We start from the raw sequence: 17,957 nt of genomic DNA, 5'->3' as shown, positions 1-17,957 counted from the left end.
GATTAGAAGTTTAATTTCATACCCATGTTCCAAGTTCTACCTGAACCATAATAGATTCTTGTAGCACTGAATGCTGTATGATCTGAACCGTCTTGAGCATCAGAAATATACTCTACATTGAATAAGTTGTCCACGTTACCATAGATAGTTGATCTGAAGTTACCGATATCGAATCTATAACTTACACTTAGATCTACTAAGTGGAAATCTTCCATTTTCCAAGCTTCGCTTCTATCTTCTGAATTTGTTCTACGAGTAGGGTCGAAGTCAGCATAGTTTTCACCAAAGAAGTTGTAATCTAAACCTAACCTTAAGTTTCTTACTAATTCATAATCAACACCTAAGGCAGCAGTAGTTTGAGCTGAGTTACCTACGTGTAAGTCTTTAATGTAAACACTGATTGTTTCAACAACTTGATTATCTTCATCAAATACTGGAATATCAGTTAAATCATTATCCCATCTCCAGTCACCAACTGATAACATACCTGTTAATGATAATCTATGGTTGATTTGGTATTTAGCATCAAGTTCGATACCCATGTGAGTAGCATTTACACCTAAAAGGTTAGCAAAACTATTTTGGCCAATGTTTCTAGTGAATGATCTATCTTTCCATTGTGTATGGTAAACGTTCACGTTAGCATTGAATTTTGAAGATCTAAAGCCATATCCTAATTCATAAGACATAATCTTTTCGTTTTCAGCATCAACGTTAGCATCGTTTGTATAGTTAGGGAATACAGATCTAAAGAATGGAGCTCTTGAAATATAACCAGTGTTAAAGAATACATTATGATATTCATTGATGTTATAGTTCAAACCAGCTTTAAGATTGTAACCTAAGAAATCAATAGCATCAGACTTTTGATTTTCTGGAGTGTAGTTAAAGAAATCGTAACGTACATAAGTGGTGTTAGAGATTGCAGCAGAAACGAATGCAGAAAGGTTGTTTTTAGAGTATTCTAATTGACCAAATCCACCTAACCAGTATACTTCACCATCATTATGGTAAGCTACTTTATCACCTACTACAGCTTTTTTATTAGGCGTATTTACATTTGAATTACTTACATAATAGTCACCACCTAATAAGTCTTCGATTTGACGGTAGTGCTCACCATAGTAGTATCTAACATCTAAACCACCCATTAAAGTAAGGTAGTCAGTTAATTTATTTTCATAAACTGAAAGTGCACCTAACCAAGTATGATTATTATTTGAAGATCTTAAAATAGTTTCAGATCCTAAACCTTGCTCAGCTAAAGCAACATTTTCATCTCTAATTTTTTCGAAATCAATTGTACCGTCTGCTCTTCTATAAGCATCATTATCCTTACTAGTTCCAAGGAAACCAGTACCTCCACCTGTACCAATTGATACATAAGCTGAAGTAGATAAGCTAGACTTATCATTGATTGTCCAGTAATGGTTTAATGAAATTTGAGGTTTATGGTAGAAGTTTGTATTCAAATTATACTTTTCACCATCTAAATAACCCCAATCTGGATTGTAGCGAATACCACCGTATTTTTGATAATCTTCAATACCAGCATTAAAACCTGATCTTTGATCATGTTCTTGTGGAGCACCAAAAGCCGTAAATGAAAGCATATGTTTGCTATTCAATTCTTTTGATACGTTTAAGAAATAAGAGTAACCTTCAAATTCTGTAGCATCTACAAATCCTTGACCTGAAGTTTTAGAACCTGAGAAAGTAACGGCAAAACCGTTATCCATTTTACCAGTTGATAATGTTACACCAATTTTCTCTCTACCATTATTACCGATACCATAAAAGATATTACCACCTTTTTCAGCGTCTGTAGTTTTAGTTAAGATATTGATTGTACCACCAATTGAAGGAACAGCTACTTTAGAAGCACCTAAACCTCTTTGTACCTGCATTGATCTTGTAACGTCAGATAAACCTGCCCAGTTAGACCAGTAAACAGTACCGTTTTCCATGTCATTAACTGGTACACCGTTAATCATCACAGCAATGTTTGCAGAATTAAAACCACGAAGGTTAATTCTTGAATCACCGTAACCACCACCTTGCTTTGTTGCGTAAACACCAGGAGTCGATTTTAAAATTTCAGGAAATTCTTTAGTTCCTAATTTTGTTTCAATTGTTTCAGGGTTGATTGTTGAAACAGCTACTGGAGTTTTTCTATCAATAGCAACAGAAGCAATCACTTCCACTTCATTTAAACCAATAGCATCAGAAGCCAATGTAATAGCTCCAAAATCTACGGGGTTACCATTTAGATTAACTTGTTTGGTGATTTCTTCAAACCCAACAAAAGAAATCACGACTGTTTGATTTCCAGTTTTTGAAGTTTTAATTTTAAAATTACCATCAAAGTTTGAAATGGTACCAACTGTTGTTCCTTTTAAAAATACAGAAGCACCGATTACAGGTCTCCTGTTGAACTATCAGTAATTGTACCTTGGATAGTTATCGATACCTCTTGAGCAAAAAGAGATAAAGAAACTAACAACGATAGAAGTAACATAAACGACTTTTTCATAAGTTGAAATAAGTTTGTTTAATAAGATGATTAGAAATTGAATAAGATTGAGGCAAAGCTAAATTTATTTTTAGTAAATATTTAGATTTTTTAATAAGTTATTAATGATGATTATCTAAACATCTATTAATCAGTGGCTTATAGAGGATGAATAAATGTTAATTAATGGTGAATTAACATTCAAAATTGGTTTATTTATAAATAAAAAGGACAGTAGATATTGTTTATATATTGTAATTTAACAATTTAACAGAATAATATATTGATTTTAAGACTTGTGCGGTGTGTTTAAAGTTATACTTTTACTAAGTCTAATAATAAATTTTTTAAATTTATTTGATATAAAAAATCCCTCCTAATTACCGTAGTAACTAGAAGGGATATATATAACACTTAAAACTTTAAAGTTCTTAAGCTAAGCTTAATTACTTCTTGTCTTTAAGTTGTTGTTTCAAGTTCGCTAATGCGTCTAAATCACCTAAAGAAGTTGTAGCTTCTTCGTTTGATGCAGGAGCAGCTTTAGCACCACCTTTCTTAGCAGCAGCTTTCTTAGGAGCAGAAGTTGCAGCAGACTCATTGTAAACGTGTACATGAGAAAGGATGATTTTCTTGTCGTCTTTAGAGAATTCTAAAACTTTGAAATCTAATGATTCACCAGTTTCTGGCATAGAACCATCTTCTTTCTTAAGGTTTTTAGAAATTGCAAATCCTTCGATACCGTGAGGTAATTCGATTACTGCACCTTTATCGTTCTTAGAGATAATAGTACCTTTGTGAACTGAATCAGGAGTAAATACAGTTTCGAAGTGCTCCCAAGGATTTTCTTCTAATTGCTTATGACCTAAAGCTAAACGACGCTCTTCAGGGTTGATTTCTAATACAACTACGTCTAATTTCTCACCTTGTTTGATGAACTCAGATGGATGCTTGATCTTCTTAGTCCAAGATAAGTCAGACACGTGTACTAAACCGTCGATACCTTCTTCTAACTCAAGGAATAAACCGAAGTTAGTTAAGTTACGAACTACACCTGAATGCTTAGTACCAACAGCATACTTCTCTAAAAGATCTTTCTTAGTCCAAGGATCTTCAGTTAATTGCTTGATACCTAATGACATCTTACGCTCGTCACGATCGATAGTTAATACAACTGCTTCGATTTCGTCACCAACTTTGATGAAGTCTTGAGGGTTACGTAAGTGTTGTGACCATGACATTTCAGAAACGTGGATCAGACCTTCAACGCCTGGCATGATTTCTAAGAACGCACCGTAATCAGCAACGTTTACGATTTTACCTTTAACTTTAGCTCCAACTTCAACATCAGCACCAAGAGAATCCCATGGGTGAGAAGTAAGTTGTTTCATACCTAATGAGATACGCTTCTTATCATCATCAAAGTCAAGTACAACAACGTTAACTTTTTGGTCAAGCTGCAATACTTCCTCTGGATGAGAGATACGTCCCCAAGAGATGTCTGTAATGTGAAGAAGACCATCTACACCACCTAAATCGATGAATACACCGAAGTTTGTCATGTTTTTGATCACACCTTCCAAGATTTGACCTCTTTCTAAGTTGTTTAGGATACGTTGCTTTTGCTCCTCTAAATCCTTCTCGATAAGGATCTTATGAGAAACTACAACGTTGTCATTAGCGTAGTTAATTTTAACTACTTTTAATTCCATTTTCTTACCAACGAATACGTCGAAGTCACGGATAGGCTTCACATCAATTTGAGAACCTGGCAAGAATGCCTCGATTCCGAATATATCAGTGATAAGACCACCTTTAGTTCTACGCTTAACAACACCTTCGATAACAACGTCGTTATCAAGAGCATTTTGGATATTCTCCCAAGCGCGAACGATTTTCGCTTTTCTTCTAGAAAGAACAAGTTGACCGTTATTGTCTTCTTGTTGCTCAACAAATACCTCAACTTCGTCACCTACTTTTAGGTCTGGAGTGTCACGGAATTCGTTTGAAGGAACTAAACCATCAGATTTGAAACCGATGTTTAATACTACATCGCGGTCAGTAATAGATACTACAGATGCTTTAACAACTTCTTTTTCATTAAGTTGATTTAATGTACCTTCGTACATTTTAAGCATTTCTTCTTTTTCCGCTGCTGAGTAACCGTCGCCGAATGCCGATTGTGAGTTTTCAAACTCGTCCCAGTTGAAGTCTTGTGATTGTTCTGACATAATAAATATGAGCACTATTTACACTCTTACGCTAGTGCTATGACGCAAGAGATTAATTGTAAATTATTGAAAATGTGTTATTTCCAGAGCTAGTACGTGGAAATTCACCTTTTGATTACAGAGCTAGTACGTGTAATCAGCATGCAAAGGTAAGAATTAATTTTATTAATTAGAAAAATCAGCTCTAATTTACTGTTAACTAGTTTGAACTAAATAGTAAACGTTGTTTAATTAATAATTTTTCTAATTAGATTTTTTGTAAAAAAAAAGAGTGAAGTACATCTAGCATACTTCACTCTTAATAATGATATTTTTAAGTAATTAGCTTAACACTTCAGTGGGAGGTGCAAACCAATTTCCATCTTCATCTATTAATTTTATCAACTCATCAACTGCTTCTTCCTCTGATACGGATCTTTTTACAACTTCTTGTCCTCTGTATAAAGTGATTTTTCCTTTACCAGAACCAACGTAGCCATAATCAGCGTCAGCCATTTCACCAGGTCCATTTACGATACAACCCATGATACCAATCTTAACACCTTTAAGATGATCTGTTCTTTTACGAATCATAGCAGTTGTTTCTTGTAAGTCAAACAATGTACGACCACAAGAAGGGCATGAGATGTACTCCGTTTTTGTCATCCTTGTTCTTGCAGCTTGAAGAATACCAAATGCAAGACGATTACTATTTTGTAATCTATCTTCTAATGATTCATTTCCTTCATAAGAAAGCACTACACCGTCTCCAAAACCATCAATTAATAATCCTCCAATATCCGTTGAAGAATAAAGTTGTAGTTGATCTGGAGTTAAACCATCGTAATTTCTCTCAATAACTACAGGTAATTGTAATTCATTCTGATATAATTTAAAGAATAAAGCTCTTAATTCAGGCATAGCGTGAGTATTAACAGTAGACACAATTAATACTATATTTTTAAACTCTTTAAATTCAGCAATAACCTCATCATTAACCTCGTTAATCGAAATTTTAACGAAATTCAATTCATTATTAATTTCAGAGGCATCTTTGAACTCGTGTAAAGTATAAAGAGGATATGCATCCTTATTTTTACTCCAAATTGAAGCATTAATAATATTTTTTAAACCATTTGGAGCCATGAATGGTAACTCTTTATTACCAGTGTAAATAAAATCAGCACCATGGTCAGTCATAGCCCATTTATCTGTTGCTGGAAGATAATGGTGTCCAATTGCTTTCAAGCTTTGCATTGAAATCTCACCAACTTCAGAAAAGTTAGCAATAACTCTTGGTACATTATGATCTCCAAAAGATTGTACCTCTATAGTTTTTCTTCTCTCGTATTTAAAAGGACTTTTAGGTGAAACTGTAATATCTGTTGTAATAGATTGACTTGTTTCTTTTCTATTTTCATATCGATTAACTAAAGCCTCCGCAACAGGTGCTTCAGCTTCGGGTGCTTCAGTAAGAGATACTCGAACTGTATCACCTAAACCATCTTCTAATAAAGTGCCAATTCCAACTGCAGATTTTACGCGTCCATCTTCACCATCACCAGCTTCGGTAACACCAAGATGTAATGGATAAGGTTTCAAACCTTCTTCCTCCATTTTTTGAACAAGTAATCGATATGCTTGTACCATTACTTGCGTATTACTCGCCTTCATGGATAATACAATTTGATGATAATCTAGTTCATCACAAATTCTTAAAAATTCTAAAGCAGATTCAACCATTCCAAGGGGAGTGTCACCATATCTACTCAAAATTCTGTCAGAAAGAGAACCGTGATTTGTACCGATACGCATCGCCGTTCCATATTCCTTACATATTTCAACTAAAGGGACGAACTTTTCTCTAATTCTATCTAATTCAGCTTGATAAGTAGCATCGTCATATTCAATGAAGTCAAATTTTTTCTTATCAGCATAATTTCCAGGGTTAATTCTAACTTTCTCTACAATTTTAGCAGCGACTTCTGCTGCATTTGGTGTAAAATGAATATCAGCAACTAAAGGTACATTAATACCTCTCGCTTTTAACCCATCTTTAATATTTTGAAGGTTTTCAGCTTCTTTTTTACTTGGTGCAGTAATTCGAATGTATTCACATCCAGATTCTACCATACGAATAATCTCTTCGATAGACCCTTCAGTATCCATTGTGTCAACAGTAGTCATGGATTGAACACGAATAGGGTTGTCACCACCCATAGGAATACCACCAATATTAACAGTTACGGTTTGCCTTCTAGAATAGGCGTTAATATCGTTGCAGTAAGTATATTTTTGAATATCTTCTTTCTTCATTGGAATGCTTATTTGCGACAAAAATAAAGATAAAATTTATATTGACGGAAGAATTATTGTTATATGTTTAGAATAACCTGATTCGTAATGATTTGTTTTTAGACATTAAACAAATTTATCATAAAAAAAGAGGTCCAATTTAGGACCTCCACCTGTTGTCATATTTTCATCAGAAAAGATTATACATTCATTAATGAATCTCTTCTTCTCATTTTTCCTGCTGGAATACCAAACATCATCTTGAAACGTCTACAGAAGTATGCAGTATCTTTATAGCCAACTTCTGAGCCAATAGCACGGATACTTTTTCGTGAAGTACGAAGAAGTTCAACGGCTTTTTCCATTCTTTGGTATTCAATATAATCTTGAGGATTAATTCCTGTTAGCATTTTAAAGTATTGCCCCACATAATCCTCAGATACGTTTGCTACATTAGCTAGGATTTTGTTTGATAAATCACTAGAAATGTTGTCTTTGATAAAGTTAAAGATATCAATCAATCGAGGATCTTTGAAGTAATTGCTATTTGTTGCAATTTGTTCAACAAACAGTTTCTTCTCAAGTACATGTCTGAATACTTCAATAACAGCGTACTCTGTAAGGTTTGTTGCGATTCTGTCTTTACCAGGCTTGTCACCTAATGATTCAGAATAAATTCTGTCAATAGCTTCACTAATATCATCATGTCTTGGGATGATAAAAGGAGGGATGTCTAATGAATTAAAAAAGTTTACGGAATCGAATGCTTTAGCGTCAAAAGTAACAGATGTGAAGCTAGTATGAATTGTGTGCAATGAAACATCATCATTGATCTTTCTTAAATAAGAATCTCTATCATTGATAAAACTCTCATTCGTTACTTCAGTAGTATTTGTATTACCAAAAGCAATCTCAATAGATTTACCTCCAGGAATAAATACTAAGTCTCCAGCGTGAGCAACTTCATTTTCGTTTACAGTAATGTCACCTGCTTTTACCTGTATTAAGGTATTTTGAACATCATAAAAGTTAGAAACTTTTACAGAACGGATAACATTTAAACTGTTTGATCTGATGAATTTGATGTTTAACGATTCAATAATCTTGTTGTAATCTTCAATCATAGTCATTGTAATTAAAAAGGGAGAAATAACTACTACCTACCTAGCTTTGGGTTTCGATATCAGTTATACAAAATGTGCAATTTATTTTTACTTTCAGTTATCGATTTTCATTGTAAGAATAGGAGAATAACCATGTAGTTTATAGTTAAATAATAGTTCCAATACTTAAATAAAGTAATAATGAATCTTAAAATCAAGCATTTTTTTATCTTTTTTTTAATTATATAGATAAGATCAATCTTGATATTGTGCAAATTTGTATAAAAATTATCTTTTTTAAAAGAAAATGTGAAAATTATATTTATCTAATTTCAATGTTTTAGATACAATCGTTAACATATAAAAAAAGCCCAATTTGTAAATTGAGCTTTCATTTTATAACTACTAAAAATGTATTTAAATCTTGTTATAAGAGCTTTAAATACACTTTTAGTCATGTTATTTTATTGTTGTATAATGACCTTGACCATATAGCAAAGGTTTAAGATGTTCATTTTCATTAAGATTAACGTTAGTGATTTCACCAATAAATATACTATGGGTAAAACCATCATAAAAATCTTTCAAATTGCATTGAATATTTGCTAAAGCTCCTTCTAATATTTGACAATTTTCTTGAATTGACCAATCCCCAAGCTGAAATTTATCTTCACCATGTAGGCCTTTATATCCAGCGAAACAATTTGAAATTTCAGCCATTTCTTCTTGAAGAATATGAACTGAAAAAGATTTATTTTCTACTATCTGATTATGAATGTCACTATTTTTATTTACAGATACCAATAAACTAGGAGGAGTATCAGATAAAGAGGTTACAGCTGTTGCAGTCATTCCATTTTTACCAGCCTTACCGTCAGTACATACAAGCGTTACTGTAGCTGTAAGGTGACGCATAGCGTCTTTAAAAAGTTGCTTATCCATTTAAAAGATTAGATGTATTCTAATTTATTTGTTTTTTAACTTTTGATGCAGTCGACCATTCTCTAATTCTAGATGAATAATCTTCTTTTTTGCCAAATTTAATTCTTCTTTTGTTTTTATCATCATAGATAAGCTCTCCTTCATTGTTTTTTCTTGAATAATTAACTGTTCATTTCTGATTTGTGCTTTATCCAATAGAATACGAAGTTCTTTTTCCTTTTTATCTTGTTCTGAAATATCTTGAATATATGCGATTCTCATTAATCCATTTTCATTATTGATCTCAGTAATGAAGATTAAAGCAGTAAAAACTTCACCAGATGAACGTTTCAATTTCATTGTTCTTCTATTGTTTACTGCTTTATCAAAATTATTTCCTAATAATGATGTGATGTTTTGACCTTCAGATATAATACTTGTCTGGAAAATATGTGAAGCTGCAGGATTAAGTTTTATAATTTCACCTTGTTCATCAAAAGCAATCATAGCATCCATTGCTCTTTCAAAAAATAGAATACTTTCTTCTTCTTGTGCTTCCAATTGCTTCTGTTTTTCTTCCATTTCTTTTTTCGTTTCCTCTAAAAGAAGCATGTTTTCCTTAAGTGTCTCTTCTTTATTTACTAACTCATCATTTGTTTTTTGAGCATCCTCTAATAAAGAATTTGTCTTAAGCGTTGATTGAATTGTTCGAATTGTTAAAGCAATTGAAGGTGCAATTTCAGTCAAAAGTGCTCTTTCCTGAGTATTATATTCTCTAATAGAGCCAAGTTCAATGACACCTACTACATCGTTTTTAATCGAAAGAGGGACGAGGAAAATATTTTTTGGAATTGCTTCTCCTAAACCTGATTGTATTGGAGTGTAATCTGAGGGAATATCAGAAATTAAAGTAGGTGTGTTTTTTAGAAAAACTTCACCAACTTGGCCTTCACCTTTTTTATATACATCACCAACTTTTTTTCTTCTATGTTGACTATAGCATGCAGTGATTTCTAAACAATCTTTTTCTTCATTATAAAGATAGAAAGCTCCTAATGTTGATTGCGTGTATTCAGTAAGTTCTCTTAGAGTCTTTGTAGATAACCTTTTAAGATCTTTTACAGAAAGTAAAAGTTCACTAATGGAAGATAATCCTGAGGCAATCCAACCTTGATTTTCAACATTCTCCTTTTGAATTCTTACTTGATTTCTCATTGAGATTAATAGATTTCCTAAGATGTCATTCTCATGGATATCATATTCTTCGTATAACTTTCCATTCTCAATATCTTGAGCAAGTTTTGTATTTTCGTCAATATGCATCTGATCTTCAAGAAATATCGCATAACGAGCATTTCTAAAACTTTGTTTCTTTAATTGATTAGCGATAAATAAACATGCTGCATAAAAACTAAAAGTAACAATAGGAATAGATACTAAACCTTCATATGATTTGTTTTCACTACTTCTTTTGTATATATCAGTAAGCCACATATCTGTATCAAGAAGCACCAAAGAAATGTACATTAGAGCAGTTAGCATAAAATATACTGTAAGCAAACTAGAATTTTGATAGAGGGCTAATAATGCAAGGATTCCAAAAAATGCAAATTGTCCATATGGAGATTGAGGAGAAACCATCAAGTATTGTACTTGATACAAGAAAAAAGTAAAAGCTAAAATAAATCTAGTAGAAGAGGAATTTGATGAGCTATATAACAATATGAAATAAGCAACAGTACTTGCAGTGGCTAATCCTAATGCTAATATCCAGTTACCAGTTTCAAAAGATAGACCAATAGCAAGAATAAAAGACCCAATAAGGGTATATTGCATAGCTCTGTCTAACCTCTTAAAGTTTTCTAAATAATAACTTTCAACTCTTTCTCGGGTGGGGGTGAACTTATCAACTTCTTGTTCTATAGACATATTTTATTTTTTTAATTATTATTTGCTTCCTCCTGAAGAACCAACTTAATTGTCATCATAAGGAGGTTTAGTTTTAATACGATATCCTTGTGAAGATATTGCAGAACCGCAAAAAATTCCTACTGCTATTCCCTCACTTTGTGAATTTGAGGCAATAATATTTGTAGGTACGTTCGCTAAAGGACTAGCAAAAAGTCCTCCATTTGCCATTTGAGACCTAGCTTGACTTAAAAAATCAAAGGCATCTTCTGTCATTGAATGAATTTCTACTGTTATAGTATCATTAATACTGTACAAAGGAGCATTATCTTCTACTTCATCTTCGGATAAACTAGGGTTGATACCACTTCTTACTGGAGGTATAAAATAAGTATCTTCATCGATTACATTTCCATAATCACTTCTTCCAGGAGTAATATCAAAAGTAAGAAGCATTTCATCTCTTTTATTAAGAAAACTTCCATTTTTATATGTTTTTATCCAATAACAGTCATTTGGACCAACAAAATCTTTTGCCCATAATTCACCATAGATTTTTTCATCTTCTTCATTTTCTTCAGAAGAAGTTTTAAAAACTAAAGAATCAATTGATGGAGTCCTTTCTAAAGATGTATAAGATTCTAATTGAATGTCTTCTCCTCCAAACTCTACCGATACAATTAACTTATAATAATTGTTATAAAGTCCATCTTCATTTTGTTCAAAATCATTTGATCTTTGACGAACAATTAAGGTGTCATTTTGAGTGGGAGGTGTCCATGTATAATAACCATTGCTATCATATATGAAGTCAATTGTCTTATTGTTCACTAAATCAATCACTTGGACTGTCGCATTTTCTACTAATGGAGGTGCAGATGTGTCAAAATATCCATTTGTTGTCACTAATCTAATTCTTTGCTTTTCAAATTGATTATTGATCCAACCGTCTACTACAATTTGATTTCTTCCTTCAATTAAATTGACATCTATCACATCTTCACAAGATAAAAGTGAAAGAAAGATTAATAGGATGCTTATATATTTTAGTTTATTCATAATTACCATTTGAAGTTAAATGAAACAGATGGGATAATAGTACCAATTACAGAGAGTTGAATTGCCTCATTTGGAGCAGGTGAACCTTCGTTTGGTCTTGCGTCAGTTGGTTGGAAATAGATTGAATAAGGGTTCTTTCTAGCATAAGTATTATAGAATCCAAATACCCAATAATGTTCCCATTTTTTACCTTCTTTCTTTTTTCCGTTTAATGTGGCAGAAATATCCAATCTATGATAATATGGTATTCTTTGATTGTTTCTCACACCATCTACATTGTGTGGTATTCCGTAGCCTTGAACTTGGATTTGATTGGTTGGAAATGTAGAAGGAGTTCCTGTAATGAAAGAGAAATTTGCCGACAAGGACCATCTTTCATTTATTGTGTAAAAACTACTCATTGTCAAATTATGCATTTGATCAAATCGAGTAGGGTAATATTTACCTTGGTTAATACCTTCTGTTTTCTGTTCTGACCTAGCTAAAGTATAGCTAAACCAACCTGTTAGTTTTCCTTTCTTTTTTCTTAAATATAATTCTAAGCCATAAGCTCTACCTACTGAGTTTAATAAATCACCTTCTAGGTAAGAATTTAATAATAAATCCGCACCATCGATATAATCAATTAAATTTTTCATTGGTTTGTAATACACTTCAGTAGAAAACTCAAACATATTATCATTAAGATTTCTAAAATAACCTAAGGCATATTGATCACCTACTTGTGGCTTAATATTATTTGTACTAGGTGACCATACATCTAAAGGAGATGCTGCAGTTGTGTTAGAAATCAAATGAATATATTGAGCCATATGATTGTAACTTGCCTTAATCGAACTTTTCTCATTCAATTGATATTTTATGGCCAATCTAGGTTCTAGGCTGTAATACGTTTCCACAGGCTCCCAATTACTATATTCTTTCTCTGAACCCTCAATTGGTTCTTTTCTTGTATTTGGAGATACAGATTGTTCATATTCATAGGTAGTAACAGGGCCCATGTATGTAAATGAACTTGCTCTTATACCATATTGTACTGTTAATGCATTAGTTATTTTATGATCATTACCTATATAAATAGCATTTTCCCACCCATATTGATTTTGTAGAGCAAAGGGAGGTAATTCTTGTCCACCACTCGTGGCGGTAGTTGTTCCTGGTGCAAAATCATATATTATAGATTGGCCACCAAAAGTAATGGTACTATTATTCCCTACATACCAAGTGAATTCAGGTTTTAAAGAATATGTTTTTATCCTACTTTTCCAGTTAAATGAATCTGTATCATCTTGACTAAACTCTAAATTGTAATCATAATCAGAAATATATGCTGTAGTATTTAAGAATAATTTATCATTAAATAAATGATTCCATCTTAATGTACCCGTTACATTTCCCCATCCAGAATTAAAAGTTGAAGCAGCACCAAAAGTATCACGCCCCCAATAACCCGATAGAAAAATTTTATTATTTTCATTGATATCGTAATTAACCTTTGCAGTCAAATCCCAGAAATTAAACTTTGAATCAGCTAAATCATCTGATAAAAAGGGTTTGGCAAGAATATCAATATATGATCGTCTACCTCCAATTAAAAAGGACATTTTATCTTTGATGATGGGAGCTTCAACTGTAAGTCTACTAAATATAGCACCAATACCACCTTGTACTGCTAGTTTTTTTGAATTTCCTTCTTTCATTCTAACATCAAGAATAGAAGAAATTCTACCTCCATATTGTGCTGGAATTCCACCTTTAATTAGTTTTACATCTTTGACAGCATCAGGATTAAAAACGGAGAAGAAACCGAAAAGGTGAGATGAATTGAAAACAGGAGCTTCATCAAGTAACACAAGGTTTTGACCAACTCCACCACCACGAACGTTAAATCCAGTAGCACCTTCACCAACTGTACTTACACCTGGTAATAATTGTATTGATTTAATAACGTCAACTTCTCCTAACAAAGCAGGTACTTTCATAATGGTTTCAATTTCCATTTTTTGAGTACTCATTTGAACATCAGTTACATTGGCATCTTCACGTTCACCAGTAATCAATACTTCTTCGAGTTCAGTATCTAATGAAAGGAGTTCAATATTTAATTTTTTATTTCCATCTAAATTTATTTTTGTAGTATAAGATTGGAAACCAACGTAGGTAGATAATATAGTATGTTGCCCTTCAGGAAGTGATAAAGAGAAGAATCCGTAAGCATTCGTTGTTACACCTGCTTTCAATTCCTTAGAATAAATGGTAGCGCCAATTAAAGTTTCACCAGTAGAACTATCTTTTACATAACCACTTAATGTAAAGTTTTTTGATTGTGCGAAAATAGAAGAGGTAAAAAAAAGTGAGGCTATAATTAATAAGAGTCTTAAGTTTGACATATAGCTTATTGTAAGAGAGTTGAGTTTAATTTGAATAAAAAGTAATACAATTTCAGCGTTAATTTGTTTGTTAAAATTAAAAAAAATATTCGAAAACCTTAGAAACTTATTAAATTACTTAAAGAAACACCAAAAAACACACTTTACTAAGATATGATGAACAGAAATAAGATGCTCAAAAAAGTAAAAGCATCCTCAAAATATGATGTTATTGTGATAGGAGGAGGAGCTTCTGGATTAGGTGCTGCTCTAGATAGTACTTTAAGAGGATATAAAACTTTACTTTTAGAGAAATATGATTTCGCAAAAGGGACATCAAGTAAAAGTACAAAATTAGCCCATGGAGGTGTGAGATATTTAAAGCAAGGTGATGTAGGGATGGTAAGAGAAGCTTTAAGAGAAAGGGGATTAATGAAAGAAAATGCACCTCACCTTGTTCATGATCAAAAGTTTATTGTTCCTATTTATGAATGGTGGGACGCACCTTTTTACACTACTGGACTTAAAGTGTATGATGTTATGTCCGGTAGTTTGGGTCTTGGGCCTTCCGAAATGATATCGAAAGAAAAAACACTACAACATATTCCAACACTAAATCAAGAAGGATTGATTGGAGGAGTAAGATATTATGATGGTCAATTTGACGATGCTCGTTTTGCCATGTCTCTTGCTTTAACAATTGCAGATTACGGAGGAGAAATCATTAATTATGCAGGAGTAATAGGTTTAAGAAAAAATAAAAGAGGTAGAGTACGAGGTGTAAAGTTTTTAGATGCTATAAATAAAGAGGAAATTATTGTTAAATCTAAGATGGTAATTAATGCTACAGGTGTTTTTGTAGATGAAATTATGAAACTTGATGACGCAAACCATGAAAACTTGGTGGCACCAAGTCAAGGTGTACATGTAGTATTAGATGCAGATTTTTTACAAGGTGAATCTTCCATTATGGTGCCTCGAACTAGTGATGGACGAGTCCTATTTGCTGTGCCTTGGTATAACAAAACTATTGTTGGAACCACTGATACGAGTATTGAAAAGATTGATATTGAACCTAAGCCTTTAGAAGAAGAAATAAACTTTATTTTAAAAACAGCAAGTCAATATCTTGTAAAATCTCCAAAGAGAAGTGATGTAAAAAGTGTTTATGTTGGTCTTCGTCCTTTAGTTAAAAAACAAAGTCAGGAAACAAAGAATATCTCTAGGTCTCACAAAATAGTTCATAGCGATTCAAGTCTTATTACAATCATTGGTGGTAAATGGACAACATATCGACAAATGGCAGAAGATGCTATTGACTACACAGAAAGAATAGCAGGTTGGGATAGTGTAAAATGTATGACAAAAGAAGCACTACTTCATGGTTTCCTGAAAAATGTTGATAGAACAGATGTAAGAAGTGTATTTGGTAAAGATTTAGATAAAATTCAAGAGAGAATAGATCAAAACCAACGTATGTCAGAAGCACTACATGAAGATTTACCTTATTTATTAGCAGATATTGAATGGGTTGTAAAAAATGAAATGGCTTTAAATGTTGAAGATGTTTTAAGTAGGAGGACAAGATGTCTCTTATTAAATGCAAGAGCAAGTATTGAAGTAGCGCCAAAAGTAGCTAAAATTATGGCAGAAATTTTAGGCAAAAATAAAAAGTGGCAAAAGGATCAAGTGGAGAGTTTCAAGCGATTAGCTGAAGATTATATTTTATTCTAGATCAATGTTTGATAAAATTATTATTTGAAAATTTTAATTTGATCTTAACAAGGTATAATGTGAACCGAATTAGGTAAACACATAACATCAATCAATAGTTTATTATTCAAAAATAAGAGAGTAACTAACTGATTGAATTATGGAAAAATCTATACTGAACTTGTTGCTTATCGTAACTTTATTTTCTTGTTCTAATAGTTTTGATACAGAAAATGAACATGTACCAAGTATTCAACAAGAAAAAATAATTATTAGTAGTGATACGACAATTGATGCAGGTCAATTTAATTATGTATACATAGATGTATTAGAAAATGTAACACTAACATTTGGAACAGTAATGATATCTTCATCTACGGTTCGTTTAAGAGAAGGAGCTTCAATTAGTGTATTGGGATCTGCAAATTTTCATCAAGTTGATCTAATTACTGATGGTCAGAATTCTTTATGTACGCCAACGGGTGGGTCAATTACTGTGGATGGTATTCCTATAGATATGCCGTCAGATGGTTCTTGTAAAGACTTAGATACAGATTTACCAGTTGAGATGTTATATTTTAATACAATTTTGATAGACAATAAAGTACAATTAGAATGGGCGACTGCAAGTGAAGTGAATAATGAGAAATTTATTATAGAAAGAAGTATCGATAACAAAACTTGGGAATCTATCGGGGAAGTAGAAGGTGCAGGTAATTCAAATGTAAAACTTGAATATTCATTTTTAGATGATGATCTTCCAAATGCTACTATAATTTATTACAGGATACAACAAGTAGATTTTGACGGAAAGATTACCCTTTATGGTCCCAATGCTGTTTCAATTTCTAACACTGATCAAGAAATTTTAGTATATCCAAATCCGATAAAAGAAGGAGAGTCGTTAAATGTATTATCTGATAAAAATGGGATAGAAGTAGATATATTTAATTCAATAGGACAATACTTAGGTACTTCATTTACTGAAATGAATTACTTGGAAATAGAAATGAATTTTGGAGCTGGTATGTTTATATTAGAAATAAACTCAGATGGAAATTCAACTACTGAAAAAATTATAGTTAACTAATATAGATGCATTTTGTCAAATAAAGAGATAACGAATTAAGTTGAGTTATCTCTTTTTTTAGTTTATTTGTCTTCTGTATTAAATAAATAAAAAAAATGAAAAAAGAAATTGTTATTCCTCAAGGTATTCAAGGGTTAATCTTCGATATGGATGGTACACTTGCTGATACAATGCCGACACATTATTTGGCTTGGAAAAAAACTTTAGCATCAGTTGGTTATGATTTTTCAGAAGAAGAGTTTTATAGCTTAGCAGGAATGTCAACGGAAAAAATTTTAGAAAAAATTGGTACTGAAAATAATATCACAATGGATATTCAGAAACTAGCAGATCAAAAAGAAAAAGAATATCTAAATCTAATTGGTGATGTAAAACCAATCGAACCAATTTTTAAAATTGCTCAAGATCATTTAGGAAAAATCCCAATGGCAATTGGTACAGGTAATATTGATGAATTAATAGAACATACGCTAACTTCTTTAGGAGTATATCATTGGTTTGATGTAAAAGTTGGTGCAGATCAAGTAGAATTTCCAAAACCACATCCAGAAACTTTTTTACAATGTGCAATTCGCATGGGTGTTGAACCAAGATATTGTTTAGTTTTTGAGGATGGTGATCCTGGTATTCAAGCTGCACAAGCTGCTGGTATGAAAGTCGTAGATGTTCGAAAATATATTTAATAAATAAAATATTACATAAATAAAAATTAAAGGTAAATAATTGTTAAGTTATTTAAAATAATTGTATAAATTGCTGTATATCATCATGATATTACAA

At 32.2% G+C, this 17,957-nt stretch carries 11 protein-coding genes; 3 read left to right on the top strand and 8 right to left on the bottom strand.

Annotated features, from left to right (window positions below; all coding sequences use genetic code 11):
• Positions 1 to 2: 2 nt before the first annotated feature.
• The 8 genes from ACXAHM_RS06515 to ACXAHM_RS06480 all read right to left on the bottom strand — a co-directional run bounded on the left by ACXAHM_RS06515 (position 3) and on the right by ACXAHM_RS06480 (position 14,395).
• Positions 3 to 2,375 carry a TonB-dependent receptor gene (locus ACXAHM_RS06515; protein WP_474959653.1) on the bottom strand — a complete coding sequence of 791 codons (2,373 nt, stop codon included), beginning with the start codon at positions 2,373 to 2,375 and terminating at the stop codon, positions 3 to 5.
• 583 nt (positions 2,376 to 2,958) lie between these two features.
• Positions 2,959 to 4,740, bottom strand: coding sequence for a 30S ribosomal protein S1 (gene rpsA, locus ACXAHM_RS06510; protein WP_474959603.1), 1,782 nt, complete (start codon positions 4,738 to 4,740; stop codon positions 2,959 to 2,961).
• 321 nt (positions 4,741 to 5,061) lie between these two features.
• Entirely contained in the window at positions 5,062 to 7,035 is a 1,974-nt protein-coding gene (ispG, locus tag ACXAHM_RS06505) for a (E)-4-hydroxy-3-methylbut-2-enyl-diphosphate synthase (RefSeq protein WP_474959602.1), read from the bottom strand.
• Between the two features lie 179 nt (positions 7,036 to 7,214).
• Positions 7,215 to 8,135, bottom strand: a complete 921-nt coding sequence (locus ACXAHM_RS06500) for an AraC family transcriptional regulator (protein WP_474959652.1) — start codon at positions 8,133 to 8,135, stop codon at positions 7,215 to 7,217.
• Positions 8,136 to 8,576: 441 nt separating this feature from the next.
• Entirely contained in the window at positions 8,577 to 9,059 is a 483-nt protein-coding gene (locus ACXAHM_RS06495) for a flavin reductase family protein (protein ID WP_474959601.1), read from the bottom strand.
• A gap of 24 nt (positions 9,060 to 9,083) precedes the next feature.
• The gene (locus ACXAHM_RS06490; RefSeq protein ID WP_474959600.1) at positions 9,084 to 10,967 is read right to left on the bottom strand and encodes a GAF domain-containing protein; all 1,884 of its coding nucleotides are present in this window, start codon (positions 10,965 to 10,967) and stop codon (positions 9,084 to 9,086) included.
• 45 nt (positions 10,968 to 11,012) lie between these two features.
• Positions 11,013 to 12,005, bottom strand: a complete 993-nt coding sequence (locus ACXAHM_RS06485) for a DUF4249 family protein (RefSeq protein ID WP_474959599.1) — start codon at positions 12,003 to 12,005, stop codon at positions 11,013 to 11,015.
• Between the two features lie 2 nt (positions 12,006 to 12,007).
• A complete protein-coding gene (locus ACXAHM_RS06480) occupies positions 12,008 to 14,395 on the bottom strand; it encodes a TonB-dependent receptor (protein ID WP_474959598.1) in 2,388 nt (795 codons plus the stop codon).
• A gap of 171 nt (positions 14,396 to 14,566) precedes the next feature.
• Here ACXAHM_RS06480 and ACXAHM_RS06475 point away from each other — a divergent pair, with 171 nt between their 5' ends.
• From ACXAHM_RS06475 to ACXAHM_RS06465, 3 genes are all read left to right on the top strand, one after another.
• Positions 14,567 to 16,108, top strand: a complete 1,542-nt coding sequence (locus ACXAHM_RS06475; protein WP_474959597.1) for a glycerol-3-phosphate dehydrogenase/oxidase — start codon at positions 14,567 to 14,569, stop codon at positions 16,106 to 16,108.
• A 139-nt stretch (positions 16,109 to 16,247) separates the two neighbouring features.
• Complete coding sequence (locus ACXAHM_RS06470) at positions 16,248 to 17,177, top strand: T9SS type A sorting domain-containing protein (protein WP_474959596.1); 930 nt, start codon at positions 16,248 to 16,250, stop codon at positions 17,175 to 17,177.
• Between the two features lie 95 nt (positions 17,178 to 17,272).
• Positions 17,273 to 17,860 carry an HAD family hydrolase gene (locus tag ACXAHM_RS06465; RefSeq protein ID WP_474959595.1) on the top strand — a complete coding sequence of 196 codons (588 nt, stop codon included), beginning with the start codon at positions 17,273 to 17,275 and terminating at the stop codon, positions 17,858 to 17,860.
• The last annotated feature ends 97 nt before the right edge of the window (positions 17,861 to 17,957 follow it).

It is taken from the genome of Flammeovirga sp. AWQ4_249, from assembly GCF_056161045.1.
The sequence above is the reverse complement of the archived record's forward strand: the minus strand, read 5'-3'. Positions and strand labels throughout refer to the sequence as shown.